Here is a 19843-nt window from a genome sequence, read left to right on the forward strand (position 1 = left end):
AGCCTACTAGCAACACGCCCGCTCTGCGCGAGACCCCCTTGTGCTCCCGATGGGACGCCATCGTTGTGTTGCTCATGGCTTGCGCGATTGGCTACCAGCTTCTCCTCCCACCCATCGTTGGCTTGGCCGACAATGGGGACTTTGAGCGCCTCATGGGGCGCGTCGGTCTCCAGTACACTGTGCGGGACTATAACGACAAGTACTTCAGCTACATCAACGGCAGGTTCAAGGTAGGGGAGCCGTGGTGGGACAGCGGGGTGATTTCGTCGCAACAACCCCTCCTGGAAGTCGCGCTGGCGGTCAACCGGGTGCTCTCGAAGGACGGGTTCTTGGATCTGCGAGTCATAGGCGCCGTGAACGCTGTGTTCTTCCTGGGGAGTGTGTGGCTTGCCCTTCACGCCAGTCGGTCCCTCTCGATTGCTTCGCGGGCTGTACTCCTCGGACTTGTGGCACTGATCTTCACGGACGTTGGATACGTGGCCTACTTCAATTCCATCTACAGCGAGCCCGCGAGTCTCATCTTCTTCGTTCTGACCCTTGCAGCATCGCTTCTCGCCATAACGTCCTTGCGACCGAGCCTCTGCCTTCTGGCGTTCTACTCGGTGGCCGCCGCCCTCTTCATCAGCGCGAGAACTCACAACAGCACGCTCGGGTGGCTATTGGCTCTTTGGGGAGTGCGCTTGTTCTGGCGCTGGCCCAAACCGTCATGGCGCCTTGGGGTCCTATCTGCGGCCACTGCTTTGGTCGCCTTCTCCTATTGGCACTACCTCGCTACACCTACCTACATCCGCGAGGCGTACCTGTACAACGCCGTCTTCTCTGGGATCTTGAGGAAGTCGCCCTCGCCGGAGGAAGACCTGTCGGCGCTGGGGCTCGACCGTCGGTTGGCCATTCTGGCGAACACGAACGCCTTCCAGCCCGGTTCACCCATTCGGGATTCCGAGTTCGCAGGCGCTTTCTTCGGGTCGGTAAGGCAGAGTAGCATCGTCCGGTTCTACGTAACCCATCCCGGCCGACTCCAGCGAGCGGCGGCCCGCCAGGCTCGCTACGCCTTTCTCACCAGGCCACGGGGACATGGTAACTTCCTGAAGGAAAGCGGCTATCCGCCTCGGGCCCGAAGTCAACGGTTTGCTGTCTGGAGCAATCTGAAGGCACGCTGTCCAGTCAACTTGGGATTTCTTGTCGGCTTCTTCGTTGTCCAACTTGGGGCGGGGGTGGTGGTCCAAAGGCGGTCTGCCAGCACAACCTCACGATTGCTGGCGGAGCTCTTCGTCATTCTCGGTCTCATGGCGGCTGTGCAGTACGTTACGAAGTTCATGGGTGACGGCCAGCTTGACACCGGAAGGCAACTCCACCTGTTCAATGTGCTGATTGACGTGTGTCTCATCTTTGCTGTGCTGTGGACGGTAAATCGGCTCAGGGACATGTTCCTCGCTCCGGCTCGAGGCCCAGGCTCTCGCCTGGCCAACACATGGATGGCTTGGACGATTCGACACGTGCACGGGCGGCGACTGTCGGAGCCCTGATGGTTCCAGCTTGAGGACCGGTGTGGCGCAGATCCTGATCATCTTGGTCACGTTTGGGATGCCCGGGGCAGCGATCTGGGGTCTGCAGCGCCGCTGTGGACATGGTGCTGCCCTGTCGGGCCTTGTGTTGCTGGCATCAGCCTGTACCCTGTTCCTCACCGCCTCGGCGGGTGTCCTTGGAGCACTGGTTGTCACGATCCTGCTTTGGGTCGCGGCATACGGGTACGGCGCGCTGGCGGCCGGGTGGCTGGATCTCGAGGATGTGCGCAGTTCGTGGGAGAGCATTCCGCTTGTTGCCGCCGTGGGACTGGCGGTCTTGGTCCTGCTCGTGACCCTCTCCGGCGTTGCAGACGCGCTGAATCGGGCGGCGATCACCGCCATCTTCCTGCCCGGAGTCGTCCTGGCCGTTCTCTACGCGCAGCGGTTGCCTGCGCTTAACCGGCCCGCGATGCTGGACACCGCGGGCTCGCCTGCTGCAGTCTGGTGGTGGGGCCTGGCAGTGCTGATGCTGATAGGTATGGTCGGCGCCGTGGCGCCCGAGGTGCGCCATGACGCTCTGGGAATGCACCTCCCCATTGCTCGCGAGTTCGCCGTGCAGCGGGCGATTGTGGAGATGCGGCAGCAGATCCAGAGCTACTTCCCCTTGAACGCGCACGTCCTCTATTCCGCTGGCATGCTCTTTGTTCCGGGCGAAGCGGCGCCCAAGCTCATGCACTACGCAGCGGGCGTGCACGTCAGCCTGCTGGCGTACGGTCTGGGGGCCAGATTGTCAACACCCTGGGTCGGCCTGGCGTCCGCGGCGATCTTCGCGAGCACACCCCTCGTCTACTGGACCGGGGGAACCGCCTACACCGACCTATGGTCGGTGCTCTTCGCCACCGCGGCCCTAGCCGGTTTGGCCTGCTTCGCCTCTCGCCCAAACCATAGGCGGGCCCTCGTAACAGGGCTGCTGGCAGGCACTGCCGTCGGATTCAAGCTGATCAGCATGGTAGTCGCCATCCCCGTTGCGGTGGCGCTGCCCCTCATCGGGGGCCTGTCGTTCCCGCGGCTGAAGGTGCGTCTGAGCCTGCTCGGAGCGTTCACGCTCGGGGCGGTGGTGGCCGGCTCTTTCTGGTATGGGCGGGCATGGGTGTTGACTGGAAACCCTGTGTTCCCGATGCTCAACGCCGTCTTCAAGAGCCCCTACTGGCCCGCAGAGAACACCAGGTTCAACATGCACCTCTTTGGCATGGGCACGTCGGTGTGGGATCTCGTGCGTCTGCTGTGGAACCTCAGTCTGCATCCCAACCGCTTCGTCGAGGATGGAAGCATCGGACTGATCTACCTGGTCCTGCTCCCGTTTGCGCTGTGGGCGATCGTTCGCAGGCTAGTCGCTCCGTGGGCATGGGGGATACTTCTGACTGGCGGGCTGCTGTGGTTCTTCAACGCGCAGTACCTCCGGTATCTACTGCCTTTGCTTCCCCTCGCAGCGATCATTGGATCAACTGGGCTGCTGGGAAAGGCCACGCCCGGCAGCACCGCTTTCCGTGCAGGTCTTGTTCTGGCGGCGGCCGTCATGGTGACAGCCGCCACCTGGGTCACCTCCGGACCTCCCGACTTCCCGATCGCCGTTGCGCGTGGCAGCATCGCCAGGTCCGATTATGCGGCGGCGCACGTCGCAGGCTTTCGGGTCGCGGAGTATGCCAGACGCTCGCTTCCGCAGTCAGCGCGGATCTTTGGCGCGGGCGAGGACATGGCGTTCTACTACGAGCGCTTCTTCGTGCCCATCTCGTGGCTCGGACGGCTCTTCGACCCAGCGCTTCCGGACGCGGTACTCGGCGCCCGCACGGGCTACGAGATCCAGACCATCCTGAGGCAAGCCGGGTTCAGCCACCTTGTGCTGAACCGGGACTACCCGGTGATTGCCCAATGGCGCCACCCGGACGGGTGGCTGGCCAGAGAGGCGTTGTGGGAAGATGGCCCGCGGCTTGAGCACGCTCACGGCGAGTACTACCTCTTCCAGTTATCCGCGCCGCGTGGAACCGAAGTACGGCGCGGCAAGGAGCTGCTTCGAAATCCGGAGATGGCGCCCGGTCCCGCGGGTGCACCGGCGGGATGGGACCGTCATGGTACGGTACGTCTTGCGCAGGCAGCCGGCGGCCCGGAAGGGGCGGGCATGCGCGTATGGCTTGGTTCTGGAGCCTACCTAGTGCAGCGAGTCGCCGCTACCCCTGACACGCTGCACGCCTTGGAGGCTGGGATCCGGTCGGCGGGCTCTTCGGCTACCGCCCGGCTCTTCATCCAGTGGTTCGGCGAGGGCGGCAAAGTGCTGGACTACGCCACCTGGCGGCGGGTGACGGTTGGTCCCGGCTGGAAACGCTACGCCATGGCCTGCACGGCCCCGCGCACCGCACGCAGCGCCCAGGTCAGGTTGATCGCGGATCAGGGAAGCGAGGTAGAATTCAGCAAAGCGCAGTTCTACACGCTGCGGTAAGCCATACGAGCCACATGCGAGATGTGATGAACTCCGCGGGTTGCAGTGATGAAGAGATGAACCTTCGCCTGATGTCCGGGGCGCACCGGTACCACGCGTGGATCTATGAGCAGCTCAGGCCGCACCTTCGCGGCCACCGGGTCCTCGAGGTGGGGGCGGGTGTTTGGAACCTCACGGTGCACCTCCTCCGAGGCGGGTATGACGTCACGTGCACGGACGTCAACGAAGGCAGCCTCAGGGAACTCGCGGCGAGGGTGCCGGGCGTGCGGACCGTGGCGGACGATCTTGCCCGCGCGAGCATGGCCGAGCGGTTCGATGCCGTCGTCTGTGTCAATGTACTGGAGCACATCCAGGACGATATCGGTGCCCTCCAGAACGCGCGGCGGATGCTCGATGAGGCCGGCCGGCTGCTCCTCATCGTGCCGGCGGCGAGACCGCATTCGGGTCTCTGGATGAGGCGGACGGTCATTGCCGCCGTTACTCGCGCCCCAGGCTGGCGTCGGCGCTTAAGAATGCAGGCTACGAGATCCTGGAGATGCGGTACATGAACATGGTGGGACTGATCGGCTGGTGGTGGGAAGGGAAGGTACTGCGGCGCCGCGTGCACCGCCCGGGGCCGCTGGGGGTGTTCGACCGGATCGTGCCGGCTTTGAAGATCATCGAGCGCATTCTGCCCCCGCCCTTTGGGCTGTCGCTGGTGGCGGTGGCTCAGCCTTCTCGCATCCTCCCCGGGCACTCCGTGCGGGGTCGCTGACAGATGGCACCTGAGCCGGGTACCATGACCACGATCATCATCCCCGCCTACAACGAGGAAGAGGGCCTGTCCGTCGTGCTGGAGGGGCTGCAGGCACTGCCGGCCGATACGTTCGAGATCGTCGTTGTAGACGACGGGTCCACCGACAGGACGGCCGAGGTGGCGCGCGGGTTCCGGTGCCGCCTGGTTGCGCACGCCCGGAACCGGGGCAAGGGCGCTGCCATACGAACCGGCGTGGCCCACGCCAGGGGTGAGAAGATCGTCCTCATTGATGCGGACGGGACCTACCCCACGGAAGTGGTTCCCGGCATTGCCAAGGCGCTGGATGAGTACGACCTGGTAGTCGGCTCGCGGAGCCTGGGCCAGCAGCACATCCCGACGTTCAACCGGATCGGCGGCTTCCTGTTCCGGGCGGCGATCCGCCTGCTCTACGGCTTCAAGGGGCACGATCCGCTCACGGGACTCTACGGCATCAGGAAGGGTCCCATGGAACGGATGCGGCTCGGCGAGACCGGGTTCGGCGTCGAGTCCGAGATCGCCATCAAGGCGGCCCGCATGGGGCTGAGGATTCTCGACCTGCCCATAGAGTACCGCGGGCGCATCGGCAGGGCCAAGCTCCACCCCCTGCGGGATGGGTACAGGATCCTGAGGACGATTCTCGGCTTCATAATGCTCTACAACCCAACCGTGACGTTCATCCTTCCGGGCCTGGCATGTCTCGTGTTGGGCGTGGCGTTGATGGGGGTGCTCCTCCTGGGGCCGGTGGAGCTCGGCCGGATCGCCTTCGGCATGCACACCACCCTGATAGCCGTCATGCTCGGGCTGGTTGGCTCCCAGGCGATCGTCTTTGGGGTGGCCGTGAAGCTGTATGCTCTGGCGCACAAGTTCACGATGGGCGATCTGGTGACCGATCTGGCCATGCGTCCCGGAGTGCGGAAGGCGCTGGCGGCGTCGGGGCTGCTCTCGGTTGGTGCCGGCATCGCCTACGGGTTCCGGCTGGTCATGGACTGGGTGCAGGGCGGCTTCGGCGACTTCGTCCGTACGCAGGAAGCCGAGCTCGTGTCGTTCCTGGTGATCTTCGGGTTCCAGCTTCTGCTTTCGGCCGGGTTCATCGTAATATTCGCGGAGGAGCTGCGCAGCAGAGATGAGTGATTGCATGGGGGTGATCGGCGTGGCGCCGACACCACCGGCCCCACAGCAGCCTGAATGCCCAGATCCCATAGGGCGCATGGGGGAACGGCTGGCGTCCCAGTGCCACGGATGAACGGCCAACCTACACCCTGGTTGGTACTTCCCGCGGCATCTGCCGGCACTGGTCGTGTGGCGGCTGAGCCGGGTATCTGGTATCGTATTCCGTGCACCTCGATCTGTCGCTCCACCGGGAGGGGATCGGGACATGGCGTCCCGGCATGAGGACTGGCTGGGCCAGGCCGAACGTGACCTTCAGAGCGCCCGCTGGCAGGCTTGAGGGAGGACGCGGAGCATGCGCTCCATTGTGGAGAAGCGATCCTACGGTTCTGTCACGGTCTTCTGGCTGGATAGGGCCGAGGCGCTGCGGCGGCTGCGCGAGGCGGCCGGCAAGGCCATCACCGCTCGTCCCGAGGTGCTGGCGATCCACCTGTTCGGCTCCCTTGCCGAGGGCCGGGCCGTGCCCGGAAGCGACGCCGACCTCCTGATCCTGCTCGAGCGATCCGACCGGCGGTGGCTGGACCGTCCGCTCGACTACTCGTCGTACTTCGAGGGCCTGGGGCTGCCGGTTGAGTTGCTCTGCTACACGGTGGAAGAGGCCGAGGCGAATCCCGTGGCCAGGCGCGCGATGGAGCGAGGGCTGCTGCTGGCCGAGCGCCCGGATTGACGCGAACGCTCAGAGCGGGCGTGTGAGGGGGTAGCATTGCTTTCCGAGAGCACGGTTCGCCTCGACGTCGTCATCCCTGTCTACAACGAGGAGGCCAAGATCGAGGCCTGCCTGGCGGCGCTGGTGCCATTTCTCGACGCCCGCTATCCCGGCGCGTACCACGTGGTGGTGGCCGATAACGGCTCCACCGACCGGACCGCCGAGGTCGCTGAAGGCCTCTCCGCGCGGTGGCCCCAGGTGCGGTGCCTCTGCATCCCGGAGAAGGGGCGCGGTCGCGCCCTGCGCGCGGCATGGCTGGCATCCGAGGTGCAGGTCGTGGCCTACATGGATGTGGACCTCTCCACCGACCTGACCGCGCTCCCGCCCCTGGTCGAGCCACTGCTGGAGGGCCGCGCCCATGTGGCCACCGGGACGCGGCTGCATCCCGGGAGCAGCATCGAGCGGAGCCCCCTGCGCGAGGTGCTCTCCCGCGGCTACAACCTGATGATCCGCCTGCTGTTCCCACGGCGCCGGTTCTCCGATGCCCAGTGCGGGTTCAAGGCGCTCAGCCAGCAGGCGGCGCAGCAACTAGTCCCCTTGGTTCGGGACAACGCCTGGTTCTTCGACACCGAGCTGCTGTTGCGTGCAGAGCAGTTCGGCTATCGTATCCACGAGGTGCCGGTTGTCTGGATAGAAGGTCGTGACAGCCGGGTCCGGATCGCTCGCACGGCCTGGGAGGACGTCAAGGGGCTTCTGCGCGTGCGGTTCACCCGGGCCGGCGGCGATGCGCGACTGCGCGGTCCGCGCGCTTGACACCCTTCTTCCGCCCATATTAGACTAGGCCGTGGCTCGCTCGCCGGGTGACCGTCGCGGTCCCCGGCGTTATTGACGCGCCCCCGGATCGAGCAGAGACCGCGCAGAGACCGGACTAGAGAGGGTTGCATGAAGACCGTCATCCCGACCGCTGCCGAGATTGACCGCCGTTGGCACCTGATAGATGCCGACGGTAGGGTGCTGGGCCGGCTGGCCACGCGCGTCGCTACGCTGCTGCGCGGTAAGCACAAGCCCACATTCACGCCGCATATTGACGTCGGCGACTTCGTCGTGGTTGTGAACGCCGCAGGCGTGCGCCTGACCGGGCGCAAGCTGCAGCAGAAGCGTCAGTACCGGCACTCGGGCTATCCGGGCGGCCTCAAGGAGATTACCTACGAGGTACTGATGAAGACGCGTCCCGAGCGGGCGATCACCGAGGCGGTCCGCGGGATGCTGCCCAAGACCCGGCAGGGGCGCCAACTGATCAAGAAGCTCAAGGTCTACCGAGGCCCGCAGCACCGACAGCAGGCCCAGAAGCCGGCGCCGCTGGCCTGGTAGCAGAGGGAGCGAGGGAGTCCACGTGGCAGGTGTGCAGGTAGTCGCGATGACGTCAGGCAGCCGGAAGACGGCGGTCGCACGGGTGCGCCTGATCCCCGGCGCAGGCAAGGTCACGATCAACGGCAAGGAGCTGAACGCCTACTTCCCGACCTCCCCGCTGCAGGTGATGGTCCGCCAGCCGCTGCTGTCGGCAAAGGCCGAGGACCGTTTCGACGTGATCGTGAGCGTGGCCGGTGGCGGTTTCTCCGGGCAGGCCGGGGCGGTACGCCACGGCATAGCACGGGCACTGCTGAAGGCGGACGAGACGCTGCGCCCGGCGATGCGTCAGGGAGGGTTCCTGACGCGGGACCCGCGCGAGAAGGAACGCAAGAAGTACGGACTCAAGCGCGCGCGCAAGGCCGGTCAGTACAGCAAGCGCTAGAGACGTCAAGGCCGCCACGACCACCGGTGCCGGCGGTGGGCTTCGGCCCCCGGCCCGCGGGCGTGGCGGTTCTGCACAGAAAGCCCTGATGGTACTGACTATATAGAGAGCGCCGCGAGTCGCCACCAATGCCGATACGAGCCCTGGACCTGCTGGACATCGCCATCGTGACGGCGCTGATCTATCAGGTCCTTTGGCTCGTGCGCGGGACGCGGGCGGTGCAGCTCTCGACCGGGCTGGCGGTGCTCTTCGTGGTCTACACCGCCAGCAGGCTCCTCAAGCTGAACACGCTGCAGTGGGTGCTTTCCTACCTGGGCGTGGTCATCCCGATCGCCGTTCTCGTGATCTTCCAACCGGAGTTGCGGCGCATGCTGGAGCAGCTCGGCCGCGGCGGGGTGTTCGTTTCGGGGCTGGGCCCGGGGTTGGGACGCGAGGAGACGATCCGGCTCGTGAACGACGTGGCGAGGGCGTGCCGCGTTCTGGCGAGCCGCAAGACGGGCGCGCTGATCGTACTGGAGAGGCGCACGGGTCTCAACGACGTCATCGAGTCGGGAATCAAGATTGACGGGCTGGCGTCGGTGCAGTTGTTGATCACGACGTTCTTTCACAACACGCCGCTACACGACGGGGCCGTCGTGATCCGCGGTAACCGGCTGATGGCGGCCGGCTGCCTGCTCCCCCTCAGCGAGAGCCCGCTCCTCAGTCGGACCATGGGTACCAGGCACCGCGCGGCTGTGGGGATCAGCGAGGTCACCGATGCCGTGGCGGTGGTCGTTTCCGAAGAGACCGGCTTGATCTCGTTGGCGCGCTCCGGCGCTTTGAGTCCCCCTCTGTCCGAAGAGGAGTTGAAGGTGACGCTCCTGGGATTGCTGGCCCATGGTGGGCCGCGCGGGCCGGCCCTGTGGCCTTGGCGCCGGACCCAGGCGGACTCGTGAAAGCCCGCCTCGCCGCCCTGCTTTCCGAGCGCACGCGGCTGCTGCTGCTGTCGCTGGCGATCGCGACCGCGATGTGGCACTACGTGGGAAGCGCGCAGGGCCCCAGGCCCGAGCCTGCAATGGTGGCCTCGCTGGTCGTCCGCAACGTGGAGGTGACCTTCACGGAGCTGCCTCCCGATCTTGTGGCAACGGCGCAACCGCGAACCGTGGACCTGGAGATCCGCGGACCGACCCCTGCCGTGCTGTCGGTGAAGCCCTCCGACGTGCGCGCGATCGCGCCTGTGGGTGCCATGGACCCCGGGATGTACCGCGTGACGATCAATGTGCCGGTGCCACCCGGGGTCACCCTGGCTCAGGCGTCTCCTCCGGTCGTGATGGTCACGATCGCGCGGCCCTAGAAAGGCATGGCACAGTTGCGGCGGCTCTTTGGAACGGACGGGATCCGCGGGGTTGCCAACGCCGATCTCACTCCGGAACTGGCGTTCCGCGTGGGCCGTGCGGCCGGCGCCGAGTTGGGTGGGGCGGACGCAACGTTCGTCCTGGGCCGCGACACCCGCCTATCCGGCCCGATGCTGGAAGCCGCCCTCGCAGCCGGGCTCTGCTCCGTGGGCGTTCACGTTGGACTGGGCGGCATTCTGACCACGCCGGCGGTGGCCTACCTGACCCGCGACCTGGGCGCCGCGTGTGGCGTGGTTATCTCCGCATCGCACAACCCGGTTGAGGACAACGGCATCAAGCTCTTTGGCGGTGACGGTTTCAAGCTGCCGGACGCGCGCGAGGCCGCCATCGAAGCCCTTCTCGACCGCGACGACCTGCCCCGCCCGACCGGCACCGCCATGGGAACGATCGGGGCGATCCCGGACGGCGTGGACCGCTACATGCGTCACCTGGCCGACCTCTCCACCGGCGGGCTGGACGGGATGAAGATCGTGGTGGACTGCGCCTTTGGGGCCGCGGTGCGCGTGGCACCGCGATTGTGGGAGATGCTGGGCGCCGACGTAGTGATCCTCCACGGCGAGCCCGACGGTTCCCGGATCAACGTCGCATGTGGCTCCACAGATCTGGGTCCGTTGAGGCAGGCCGTGCTGGCTTGCGGCGCCGACGTTGGGTTCGCGCACGACGGCGACGCCGACCGTGTGCTGGCGGTGGACGAACTGGGCGAAGACGTGGACGGGGACGCGCTGATGGGTATCTGCGCGCTGGACCGCCACCGCCTGGGCACTCTGGCCGGCGGGATCGTGGTGGCCACCGTGATGAGCAACCTGGGCCTGGAGCAACGCCTGGCGCAGGAGGGGATCCGGCTGGAGCGGGCCCCGGTGGGCGACCGCTATGTGTTGGAGCGCATGGTGGAGACCGGCGCCACCCTTGGGGGCGAGCAGAGCGGGCACCTGATCTTCCTTGATCAGGCCACAACCGGGGATGGCCTGGTGACCGCGATCGCGCTGACCAATGTGATGTCCGCGACCGGGCGCCGGCTCTCCGAGCTGCGGGCGGGGATCCCGCGTCTTCCCCAAGTGCTGGTGAACGTGCGCGTGCGCGCGCGCAACGGCTTGATTGACGCGCCGGAGGTGGAGGAGGCCGTGGCTGCGGCCGAGGCCAGGCTCGCTTCGCGCGGCCGTATCCTGGTGAGGCCGTCGGGTACTGAGCCCCTGGTCCGTGTCATGGTCGAGGCCGCCAGTCACGAGGAAGCCCGTGCAGTTGCAGAAGAGGTCGCGGCGGTTATTGCCGGCCGGCTCGGCGTGCCGTCGTGACGGTTCCGGTTCTCGTAGACATCGCGGCTTCACGGCGGGATCTGTTTGGGACCCAGGCGCACGACGTGGGGTTGGAAGCGGCGCTGCGGTGGGCGCGCGATCGCATCGCCTCGCGCCAACCGGGCTACGTGGTGACGCTCAACGGCTCGCTGCTGGTGCAGGCGGCCCGCGATCCGGCGCTCCGTGCGCTGGTAAACGGCGCCGCGCTTGTTACCGCGGACGGGATCGGGGTGATTCTTGCGGCACGGATTCTGGGAGTGCCGCTTTCCGGGCGCCTGGCAGGGATTGACCTGGCGCTTGCCCTCTGCGCCGGCGCCGCCGCCGCCGGGCACCGTGTCTTCCTGCTAGGGGGCGCGCCGGGCGTGGCTGAGGCCGCTGCCGTGGCGTTGCGACGGCACCATCCGGCGTTGCAGATCGTCGGGACTCACCACGGGTTCTTCGATTACCAGGAGGAAGAGGCGGTGCGCTCGCAGATCCGGCAGGCGCGTCCAGATCTCCTGCTGGTGGCGCTGGGCGCGCCGCGGCAGGAGCGCTGGATGCAGCTCCACAGCGCGGATTTGAGCGTTCCGGTTTCGATCGGGGTGGGGGGCTCCTTCGATGTGCTGGCCGGGCGGGTGCCGCGCGCACCCCGGTGGATGCAGCGGGTCGGTCTAGAATGGCTTTACAGAACTCTGCGCGAGCCGCGGAGGTGGAGCGTCGTGCGCACGATACCGCCGTTGTTCTTGATGGCGATTCGCGAACGATGGCGGCGCGCACGGGATCCGCACATCTGAGGCAAAGGCCGCCTATTTGGAGGCAGGCTATGTGTGGCATCATGGGCTATGTTGGACCGCATCCGGCGTTGCCGATCCTGTTGGACGGGCTGCGGCGGCTGGAGTACCGGGGATACGACTCCGCCGGCGTGGCCCTGCTTGACGGCGGCCGCATCGCAGTGCGCAAGGCCGCCGGCAAGCTCGGCGTGCTCGAGGCGGCGCTGGAGGCCGATCCACCCGCCGGCCGCGTCGGCATCGGCCACACGCGCTGGGCGACCCACGGTATCCCAAGCCATGCCAACGCTCACCCCCACGGCGACTGCACCGGGCGGCACGTTGTTATCCACAACGGCATCATCGAGAACTACCTGCCTCTCAAGGAGCGGCTGGAGGCGGAGGGACACCGGTTCCGGTCGGACACCGATACCGAGGTGCTCGCACACCTGATCGAGTCCGCGCATGCGCATCTGGCGGCCGACCGGCCGGACCGGCTGGAAGCCGCCGTCAGGGAGGCTTTGCACCAGGCGAGGGGGGCCTACGCGGTCGTCGTATTGAGCGCCGACCATCCCGATCACATCGTGGCTGTCCGGATGGTCAGCCCGCTCATCATTGGTGTCGGGGACGGCGAGATGCTGCTGGCCTCTGACATCCCGGCCCTGCTCCCGTACACGCGCGACGTGGTCGTGATCGGAGACGGCGAGCTGGCCGTTATCAGGTCGGATGGTATGGCGATCTCCGACCTGGAGGGACGGACTGTAGCACGCCCGGTTCAGCGCATAACCTGGGACGCGACGATGGCCGAGAAGGGCGGGTTCGCGCACTTCATGCTCAAGGAGATCTACGAGCAACCGCGCGCCCTACACGAGACGGTCATGGGCCGGCTGGACCTTGACGACCGGGTCGAGCTGGATGGGGTGTCGTTTCCCGAGGGCTTCGTCGAGCGCCTGGACAAGATCTGGATCGTTGCCTGCGGCACCGCCTTTCACGCCGGGCTTGTGGGCCGGTGGACGATCGAACACCTGGCCCGGGTGCCGGTTGAGGCGGACCTGGCATCTGAACTGCGCTACCGCGATCCGCTGATCGAGGGAACCACGCTGGCCGTGGCCATCAGCCAGTCCGGGGAGACGGCCGACACGCTGGCGGCGTCGCGCGAGGCGCGCGCCCGCGGCAGCCGCGTGCTGGCGGTAACCAACGTGGTGGGCAGCACCCTGGCACGCGAAGCCGACGACGTGCTTTTCGTCCGCGCCGGGCCGGAAATCGCGGTTGCGTCCACGAAGGCCTACACCACAATGCTGGCGGCGCTGCAGATGCTGGTCGTTGACCTGGGCGTCCGCCGGGGGACGCTCTCGCCCGCGCGGGCGTCGGCGCTGATCGCCGGGCTGCGCCATCTTCCGGTGCTGGCGCAGGAGATCCTTTCCAACACAACCCAGATTGAAGCCCTGGCCCAACGCCTCGCTGGGGCCGAGCACGCGTTCTTCATCGGCAGGGGGCTCGACTACGCGGTGGCCATGGAGGGTTCGCTCAAGCTCAAGGAGATCTCTTACCTGCACAGCGAAGCGCTGGCCGCAGGCGAGCTCAAGCACGGCACGTTGGCGCTGGTCACATCACAGACCCCGGTCTTCGCGCTCGTGACGCAGCGCGCGGTGTTCGAGAAGACGGTCTCGAACATCCAGGAGGTGCGTGCCCGCGGCGCGGAGGTGATCGCCGTCGCCTTCGACGACGACCAGGAGATAGGCCGGTACGCCGACACCGTGCTGCGCATCCCTTCCGTAGATGAGATACTGGCGCCGGCGCTGGCGATCATTCCGCTCCAGTTGTTTGCCTACCACGTGGCCGTGCTGCGCGGCCACGACGTTGACCAGCCAAGGAACCTGGCAAAGAGCGTGACGGTCGAGTAGGGAGGAAGGGGTGCCGGGCCGAACCGGTCCCCCCGTGGGGGTGCGAAGATGGCGATTGACCAGGAGTTCCTGCAGGTACTGGCGTGTCCGGTGGATCACGCTGCTGTAGTGCGCGACGGCGATCGCATCGTCTGCACCGCCTGTGGGCGCCGGTATCCGATCCGGCAGATTGAGGGCGCGGAGATCCCCATCATGCTGGCCGACGAGGCGGAGCTGCCGGGGTGAGGGTGCTCGGACTCGGGACCGACATGGTCGAGGTGGATCGAATCGAGCGCGCGGTTGCCCGCTGGGGTGAAGCGTTCGTCTGTCGCATCTACACTACGGCGGAGATAGAACGCGCGCGGCCCCTGCTGGTCCGCGGGCCGCGGCTGGCCGCGCGCTTCGCGGCCAAGGAGGCGGTGATGAAGGCCCTCGGCGTCGGCCGGCGGGGGATGGCGTGGCGCGAGATAGAGATCCTAAACGACGATCAAGGACGGCCGCTTGTGTGCCTGCACGGCGGCGCACAGCGTATTGCCGACCAGCAGGGCGTGGTCAGCGTGTTGGTCACGCTCTCCCACACGCACGACCACGCCGTGGCCAGCGCGGTGGCGCTGGGTAACTGAGGGGAAATAGAAGAGGAGCGCTCGCTTCTTCCGACTTTTCACCGTCTTCAGTCGCGTCGCCGGTTCGTACCGCTCGGTAGGCTATTCTCGGGAGTTACCTCCTGAGAAGACCGTCCGGCTTTCTGAGTCCACGTGCGCGACGTTTGACTCGGCTACTTTGCCGTTGGGCTTGCGCTCCTCTAGCCGGGAATCTACCACCGGCATCCAGGTCCGTCAATCCCCAACGGCCGTTCCCGGGCTGTGGATAATGTGGACAAGATCCGAGAGGAAACCGGCGGCAGCGGCAAGAAACCACGCAGCGGTATAGCCGGAGGCGACGCTTGAGACTACCAACGAGCGAAGAGATGGCCGCGCTCGACCGACGGGCGGCCGAGGAGTTCGGTGTGCCGACTCTGCTCCTCATGGAGGCGGCGGGCCGCGCCGTGGCCCAGGCGGCCGCGCGGCTGGCAGGACGCGGCGGCGAGCGGGCCGTCGTGGTCGCGGGGAAAGGCAACAACGGTGGTGACGGGCTGGTCGCCGCCAGAGTCCTGCAGGCGGCCGGGTGGCGGATCCTTGTGGTGCTGCTCGCCCGTGATGCCGAGGTCAGCGGCGACGCCGCGGTGAACCTCCAGGTCGCGCGCCGCTCCGGTGTGGAGATCACCAACCTCGACAGCACCGCGATGCCCGGCCTGCGGGCGGTGCTCGCAGGTGCGGACTTGATTATCGACGGTCTTTTCGGGACCGGGTTTCGCGGCCCGGCGATCGGCCTCGCCGCCAAGACGATCGAGGCTATCAACGCCTGCGGCCGGCCGGTTCTGGCAATAGACATCCCTTCCGGAGTGAACGGTGACACCGGCGCCGTGGACGGCCACGCCGTGCGCGCCACCGCAACCGTGACGATGGGACTCCCCAAGGCAGGGCTCGTTCTTGTCCCGGGCGCCGTCCACGCCGGACGCATCTGGGTGGCCGACGTAGGTCACCCGCAGCGCCTGATCAACGATCCCGGGATCCTAACCGCCCTGGTCACCCGCGGCATGGTGGATGCGGCGATTCCCCTGCGCCGCCTCGACGCGCACAAGGGCGACGCCGGGCGGGTCCTGGTGGTTGCCGGCTCTATCGGGCACAGCGGCGCCGCGGTCCTGACGGTGCTCGGGGCGCTGCGGGCAGGCGCCGGGCTGGTGACGCTGGGCGTGCCCGGCGCGATCTACCCGATTGTGGGCCCGGCGATCATCGAGGGGATGCCGCTGCCGCTTACCGACTGCGACGGCGCGCTGGCAGCCGAGGCCGCCGGCCAGGTCATGGACCTGGCGGGTTCGGCCGATGTCGTGGCGTGCGGGCCGGGCATCTCGCGACTCCCCGGGCCGGCGGCCGTTGTGCAACGCCTGATCGCGGAATGTCCTCTTCCGTTGGTCCTGGATGCCGACGCCCTGACCATCCTGGCGGGTCTCCCCGGGGAGCTGCCCGCCGGCAGGGCCGCGCGCATCCTGACACCGCATCCCGGCGAGCTGGCGCGGTTGCTGCAGTGCACCGTGGACGAGATCCAGCGACACCGGCTGCAGGCGGCGCGCGCGGCAGCCGGACGGTTCCGGGCAGTGGTTGTCCTGAAGGGGGCCCGCACCGTCGTCGCCGATCCCACCGGGGCCGCGTTCGTGATTCCGACCGGCAATCCGTCCATGGCCGCAGGGGGCATGGGCGATGTGCTCTGCGGGGTAATCGCCGCGCTGGTGGGTCAAGGTCTTCCGGCCGCTGCCGCGGCCTGGGCAGGGTCGTACCTGCATGGCCTGGCCGGGGACCGGGCCGCGGCCTCCCGAGGTCCTGTGGGAGTGATGGCGCGCGAGGTGGCGGACGAACTGCCCGGCTCTCTGGCAGCCGTCCGTTCAGGGTCGGTAACCGAGGTGGTTACCCGGCTGGGATTGGCCGGCTGATGGACGAGCTCGACTCTGCCCTGTCCCGGGCACGGTCGCGAACGTGGGTCACGGTGGACCTGGACGCCGTGGCGCACAACGTGCGCGCAATCCGCTCTCTGCTCCCGGGGAAGACCGCGTTCATGGCGGTGGTCAAGGCGGACGCATACGGCCACGGGCTCGTCCCGGTCGCCGAGGCCGCGCTCTCATCCGGTGCGTCCTGGGTGGGTGTGATGACTCCCGGCGAAGCGGCCGAGCTGCTCGCCGCCGGCGTGCGCGCACGCATCCTGATCCTCGGACCGGTCTCATCCGGCTGGCTGCCGCGCTTCGCGGACTCTGAGTGCAGGCTGACGGTGGGCACGATCCCCGCGTTGGAGGCCGTGCAGTCGCTCGCCGGGAAGGCCAGGTTCCGCGTTCACATCAAGGTGGACACCGGCATGACCCGGATGGGCGTCACCGTGGAGGAACTGGCCGGCCTGCTCAACCGCGTGGATTCCTCGAAGGTGGAGGTGGAAGGCATTCTCACGCACATGGCCTGTGCCAATGCGCCCGACCCCGCGCCGACCCAAGCACAGCTCGCCGCCTTTGAGCGGGCGGTTGCGCTCGTCCGGGAGCGGTTCCCTCTGGCGATCGCGCACGCCGCGGCCAGCGCCGCCACCTTCGCCTATCCAGAGGCCCATCTGGACATGGTGCGCATCGGCATCTCCCTCTATGGCATTGCGCCTGCCCCGCACCTGACCGCTCCCGAGCTACGACCCGTCATGACGCTCTCTTCGCGCGTGACCCGCACGCGGCGCGTTCCTGAGGGGACCCCGGTGTCCTACTGCGGTAATTATCGAACCCCTGGTACCACCACGATCGCCACGGTTGGGCTGGGCTACGCCGACGGCTACCCCCGGCTGCTGGGCAACGTAGGTCAAATGCTCGTGGGTGGCCGCCGCCTGCCGGTGGCCGGCCGCGTGTGCATGGACTACACGATGCTGGACGCGGGCGGCGCGCCGGTCCGGGAGGGCGACGAGGTCATCGTTTTCGGCCCGGGGCTGCCGGTGGACGAGGTTTCCGCGGCCGCGGGCACGATCCCCCACGAGCTGTTCTGCCGCGTGAGCCGCCGCGTGCCGCGCGTCTACCTACGCAATGGGCGGCCGGTGGCGGTGGCCGGTATGGAGGCAGGATGATGCGCGTGGCGTTCCAAGGGGAGCGCGGCGCCTACAGCGAGGCGGCGGCAATCGCCCATTTCGGACCGCTGGAACCCCTGCCCTGCCGGACGCTCGCCGCGGTTTTCGACGCGGTGGAGCGCGGCACCGCGGTTCGGGGAATGGTGCCTGTCGAGAACTCCCAGGCAGGCAGCATCAACGACACCTACGATCTGCTGGTGCGTCATCCCCTGCACATAGTGGGCGAGCACAACCAGCGTATAGAGCACTGCCTGCTGGCCCTGCCAGGCGAGACGCTGGACTCGATTCGCACCGTGCTCTCGCACCCGCAGGCGCTGGCTCAGTGCGACGCGTTCCTGGCTCGCGGTGGGTGGGAGACCGTGGCCACCTATGACACGGCGGGGAGCGCGCAGCTCGTGGCCGTGGATCGCCGCACCGGTGTGGCCGCGATCGCCGGCCGGCACGCGGCCGAGATCTACGGTCTGGAGGTGCTGGCCGAGGGCATCGAGACCAGCCCCCTCAACTACACTAGGTTCCTGGCGCTCTCTCTCACGCCCACGCCTCCTGTCGGCCGCGCCAAGACATCGGTCGTGTTCTCCACGGCCAATGTGCCCGGCGCGCTCTATCGTGCGCTCGGGGCGTTTGCCGAGCGCGGCATCAACCTGACGAAACTCGAATCGCGTCCGCGGCGTGACCGCCCATGGGAGTACCTATTCTACGTGGACATCGAGACGCACCGTGATTCGCCCGAGGGCCGCGCCGCGCTGGACGACCTGGCCCGCGTGTCCGCGTTCCTCCGCGTGCTGGGATCCTACCCAAGGGCAGAGGGTTGAGCGCCGCCTGGCCTCGCGTGGCGCCTGCCGGAGACCGCGGGCTCCTTGTGGAGTTTGCCCCTGAGCTCCCGCCGGATGTGATCGCACGGGTCCACTGCGCCCACCGCCTCCTGGGAGATCTGCCCGGCGTGGTGGAGACGGTCCCAGGGCTCCGGTCGGTGCTGGTGGTATACGATCCGTCGGCGGTCTCCTTTGACGAGATCGCCGGGCGCGCCGAAGCCGCTGCCCGGGCGGCGCAGCCGGTGCCTGCCACGGAAGGGGCCCTGGTGGAGATCCCGGTCATCTACGGCGGCACCGCAGGGCCGGACCTGGAGGCGGTTGCGCTGGCCTGCGGGGTCAGGCAGTCCGAGGCCATCGAGCTGCACAGTGGGACGGACTACTTGGTCTACATGCTCGGGTTCGCCCCCGGCTTTCCATATCTGGGGCTCCTGGCGCCGCAACTGCGCATGCCGCGCCGCCCGACACCCCGTATCCGCGTGCCTGCCGGCAGCGTGGCCGTCGCCGACGCGTTCAGCGGCATCTACCCCCATGATACCGCGGGCGGCTGGCACCTCCTGGGTCGTACCCTGCTGCGCCTGTTCGATCCCAGCAGGGCTCAGCCGTGCCTGCTGCAGCCGGGCGACCGGGTGCGGTTCGTGCCGGTTCCCAACGGTTCCGCAGCATGGGAGGCGACCGCACCGGACGCGAAATCCAGCGGCGTGACGCCCATCAGCCCCTCCGGCCGACCGGTCTTCGAGGTGCTGGAGAGCGGGCTGATGACGACCGTGCAGGACCGCGGCAGGATGGGGTGGCGGAGGTTTGGAGTTCCCTCGTCCGGGGCGCTGGATCTCCCGGCGCTGGACGCGGTCAACGGCGTGCTGGGCAACCTGCCGGGAGCCGCGGCTCTTGAGTTGACGTTTCCCGGCCCGAGGCTGCGCGTTCTCTCCGAGGCCGAGATCGCCGTCGCCGGTGCCGACCTCACCGCCCTGGTCAACCGGACCGCGCTTGACCCGGGGGAGCCGGTTCGTGTGCGTCCCAGCGATCTGCTCGAGTTCGAACCGCCGCGGCAGGGCCAGTGGCTCTACCTGGGGGTGGCCGGCGGAGTGGAGGTGCCGCCGCTGTTGGGCAGCCGTTCTGCCTACGCCCGGGGTGGTCCGGGCGCTCCGCTGGGACGCGCGCTCAGGGCAGGAGATGTTCTCGGGCTGGGAGAAACATGCAACGCCCGGCGCAGGGCCCGACGGCCCGGCGATCCCTTGACAACAAGGAATGGTCCGGTCCGGGTGGTTCTCGGTCCCCAGTCCGGTGCCTTCACGGCCGAGGCGCAGGCGGCCTTCCTGGGCCGGGCGTACACGGCCACCGCGCAGCGCGACCGCAGCGGAACGCGGCTGGCAGGTTCGATCCTGGGACACCGGGCCGGCGCCGAGATAATGTCCGATGGTCTTCTTCCCGGCGCCGTCCAGGTTCCGGCAGACGGCCGGCCGCTGGTGATCCTCGCCGACGGCCCGACGACGGGCGGTTATCCGAAGATAGCTTGGGTGATTGAACCCGATCTGTGCCGCCTCGCTCAGGCCGGGCCGGGAACCGAGCTTCGCTTCGAGGCCGTTGCGGTTGAGGCGGCTCACGCCGTGATCAGAGAGCACGCAGGGGTGGCGTGCCGCACGCGATAGCGAGATAGAA

Annotated in this window: 20 protein-coding genes; 19 read left to right on the forward strand and 1 reads right to left on the reverse strand. The window is 67.7% G+C overall.

Annotated elements, in window-relative coordinates:
- Positions 1-152 precede the first annotated feature (152 nt).
- Together RDU83_09605 and RDU83_09610 are read left to right on the forward strand one after the other, a co-directional pair.
- Positions 153-1526, forward strand: a complete 1374-nt coding sequence (locus RDU83_09605) for a hypothetical protein (protein MDQ7841267.1) — start codon at positions 153-155, stop codon at positions 1524-1526.
- Positions 1527-1548: 22 nt separating this feature from the next.
- Positions 1549-3999, forward strand: coding sequence for a glycosyltransferase family 39 protein (locus RDU83_09610; GenBank protein ID MDQ7841268.1), 2451 nt, complete (start codon positions 1549-1551; stop codon positions 3997-3999).
- On the opposite strand, the gene RDU83_09615 is transcribed toward RDU83_09610, so the two are convergent.
- The gene (locus tag RDU83_09615; protein MDQ7841269.1) at positions 3984-4439 is read right to left on the reverse strand and encodes a hypothetical protein; all 456 of its coding nucleotides are present in this window, start codon (positions 4437-4439) and stop codon (positions 3984-3986) included. The genes RDU83_09610 and RDU83_09615 overlap by 16 nt on opposite strands.
- 95 nt (positions 4440-4534) lie before the next feature.
- On the opposite strand from RDU83_09615, the gene RDU83_09620 reads away from it, so the two are divergent.
- The 17 genes from RDU83_09620 (at position 4535) to pxpB (ending at position 19833) form a co-directional block, all read left to right on the forward strand.
- Positions 4535-4753: a hypothetical protein gene (locus RDU83_09620; protein MDQ7841270.1), complete on the forward strand. Its 219-nt coding sequence runs from the start codon at positions 4535-4537 to the stop codon at positions 4751-4753.
- 24 nt (positions 4754-4777) lie between these two features.
- Positions 4778-5905, forward strand: coding sequence for a glycosyltransferase family 2 protein (locus tag RDU83_09625; GenBank protein ID MDQ7841271.1), 1128 nt, complete (start codon positions 4778-4780; stop codon positions 5903-5905).
- Positions 5906-6236: 331 nt separating this feature from the next.
- Positions 6237-6608, forward strand: coding sequence for a nucleotidyltransferase domain-containing protein (locus RDU83_09630; protein MDQ7841272.1), 372 nt, complete (start codon positions 6237-6239; stop codon positions 6606-6608).
- 36 nt (positions 6609-6644) lie between these two features.
- Entirely contained in the window at positions 6645-7400 is a 756-nt protein-coding gene (locus tag RDU83_09635; GenBank protein MDQ7841273.1) for a glycosyltransferase family 2 protein, read from the forward strand.
- Positions 7401-7529: 129 nt separating this feature from the next.
- A complete protein-coding gene (rplM, locus tag RDU83_09640; protein MDQ7841274.1) occupies positions 7530-7958 on the forward strand; it encodes a 50S ribosomal protein L13 in 429 nt (142 codons plus the stop codon).
- Positions 7959-8004: 46 nt separating this feature from the next.
- A complete protein-coding gene (gene rpsI / locus RDU83_09645; GenBank protein ID MDQ7841275.1) occupies positions 8005-8379 on the forward strand; it encodes a 30S ribosomal protein S9 in 375 nt (124 codons plus the stop codon).
- A 128-nt stretch (positions 8380-8507) separates the two neighbouring features.
- Positions 8508-9314: a diadenylate cyclase CdaA gene (gene cdaA, locus RDU83_09650; GenBank protein ID MDQ7841276.1), complete on the forward strand. Its 807-nt coding sequence runs from the start codon at positions 8508-8510 to the stop codon at positions 9312-9314.
- On the forward strand, positions 9311-9712 hold the full coding sequence (locus RDU83_09655; GenBank protein ID MDQ7841277.1) for a hypothetical protein: 402 nt from the start codon (positions 9311-9313) through the stop codon (positions 9710-9712). Before cdaA ends, RDU83_09655 begins: the two co-directional genes overlap by 4 nt.
- 6 nt (positions 9713-9718) lie before the next feature.
- Positions 9719-11065, forward strand: coding sequence for a phosphoglucosamine mutase (gene glmM, locus RDU83_09660; GenBank protein MDQ7841278.1), 1347 nt, complete (start codon positions 9719-9721; stop codon positions 11063-11065).
- Entirely contained in the window at positions 11062-11838 is a 777-nt protein-coding gene (locus tag RDU83_09665; protein MDQ7841279.1) for a WecB/TagA/CpsF family glycosyltransferase, read from the forward strand. The genes glmM and RDU83_09665 overlap by 4 nt, the downstream gene beginning before the upstream one ends.
- A 29-nt stretch (positions 11839-11867) precedes the next feature.
- Positions 11868-13715, forward strand: a complete 1848-nt coding sequence (gene glmS / locus RDU83_09670) for a glutamine--fructose-6-phosphate transaminase (isomerizing) (protein MDQ7841280.1) — start codon at positions 11868-11870, stop codon at positions 13713-13715.
- A gap of 48 nt (positions 13716-13763) precedes the next feature.
- Positions 13764-13940, forward strand: coding sequence for a Trm112 family protein (locus RDU83_09675; GenBank protein MDQ7841281.1), 177 nt, complete (start codon positions 13764-13766; stop codon positions 13938-13940).
- A complete protein-coding gene (gene acpS / locus RDU83_09680; GenBank protein MDQ7841282.1) occupies positions 13937-14317 on the forward strand; it encodes a holo-ACP synthase in 381 nt (126 codons plus the stop codon). Before RDU83_09675 ends, acpS begins: the two co-directional genes overlap by 4 nt.
- A 320-nt stretch (positions 14318-14637) precedes the next feature.
- Positions 14638-16221 (forward strand): NAD(P)H-hydrate dehydratase, encoded by a 1584-nt coding sequence (locus RDU83_09685; protein ID MDQ7841283.1) that lies wholly within the window; start codon positions 14638-14640, stop codon positions 16219-16221.
- Positions 16221-17375 carry an alanine racemase gene (alr, locus tag RDU83_09690; protein MDQ7841284.1) on the forward strand — a complete coding sequence of 385 codons (1155 nt, stop codon included), beginning with the start codon at positions 16221-16223 and terminating at the stop codon, positions 17373-17375. The genes RDU83_09685 and alr overlap by 1 nt, the downstream gene beginning before the upstream one ends.
- Positions 17372-18187 carry a prephenate dehydratase gene (gene pheA, locus RDU83_09695; GenBank protein MDQ7841285.1) on the forward strand — a complete coding sequence of 272 codons (816 nt, stop codon included), beginning with the start codon at positions 17372-17374 and terminating at the stop codon, positions 18185-18187. The genes alr and pheA overlap by 4 nt, the downstream gene beginning before the upstream one ends.
- The gene (pxpB, locus tag RDU83_09700) at positions 18184-19833 is read left to right on the forward strand and encodes a 5-oxoprolinase subunit PxpB (GenBank protein MDQ7841286.1); all 1650 of its coding nucleotides are present in this window, start codon (positions 18184-18186) and stop codon (positions 19831-19833) included. Before pheA ends, pxpB begins: the two co-directional genes overlap by 4 nt.
- The last annotated feature ends 10 nt before the right edge of the window (positions 19834-19843 follow it).

The organism is bacterium, assembly GCA_031082185.1.
Lineage (GTDB): Bacteria > Sysuimicrobiota > Sysuimicrobiia > Sysuimicrobiales > Humicultoraceae > VGFA01.

Bases quoted from the DNA above. Each gene is read 5' to 3' on its own strand.
- glmM (MDQ7841278.1), top strand. From the start codon at position 9,719: ATGGCACAGTTGCGGCGGCTCTTTGGAACGGACGGGATCCGCGGGGTT.
- glmS (MDQ7841280.1), top strand. From the start codon at position 11,868: ATGTGTGGCATCATGGGCTATGTTGGACCGCATCCGGCGTTGCCGATC.
- RDU83_09605 (MDQ7841267.1), top strand. From the start codon at position 153: ATGGGGCGCGTCGGTCTCCAGTACACTGTGCGGGACTATAACGACAAG.
- RDU83_09620 (MDQ7841270.1), top strand. From the start codon at position 4,535: ATGCGGTACATGAACATGGTGGGACTGATCGGCTGGTGGTGGGAAGGG.
- RDU83_09675 (MDQ7841281.1), top strand. From the start codon at position 13,764: ATGGCGATTGACCAGGAGTTCCTGCAGGTACTGGCGTGTCCGGTGGAT.
- rpsI (MDQ7841275.1), top strand. From the start codon at position 8,005: ATGACGTCAGGCAGCCGGAAGACGGCGGTCGCACGGGTGCGCCTGATC.
- RDU83_09615 (MDQ7841269.1), bottom strand. From the start codon at position 4,439: ATGCGGTCTCGCCGCCGGCACGATGAGGAGCAGCCGGCCGGCCTCATC.
- rplM (MDQ7841274.1), top strand. From the start codon at position 7,530: ATGAAGACCGTCATCCCGACCGCTGCCGAGATTGACCGCCGTTGGCAC.
- pheA (MDQ7841285.1), top strand. From the start codon at position 17,372: ATGATGCGCGTGGCGTTCCAAGGGGAGCGCGGCGCCTACAGCGAGGCG.
- RDU83_09625 (MDQ7841271.1), top strand. From the start codon at position 4,778: ATGACCACGATCATCATCCCCGCCTACAACGAGGAAGAGGGCCTGTCC.
- cdaA (MDQ7841276.1), top strand. From the start codon at position 8,508: ATGCCGATACGAGCCCTGGACCTGCTGGACATCGCCATCGTGACGGCG.
- RDU83_09630 (MDQ7841272.1), top strand. From the start codon at position 6,237: ATGCGCTCCATTGTGGAGAAGCGATCCTACGGTTCTGTCACGGTCTTC.
- alr (MDQ7841284.1), top strand. From the start codon at position 16,221: ATGGACGAGCTCGACTCTGCCCTGTCCCGGGCACGGTCGCGAACGTGG.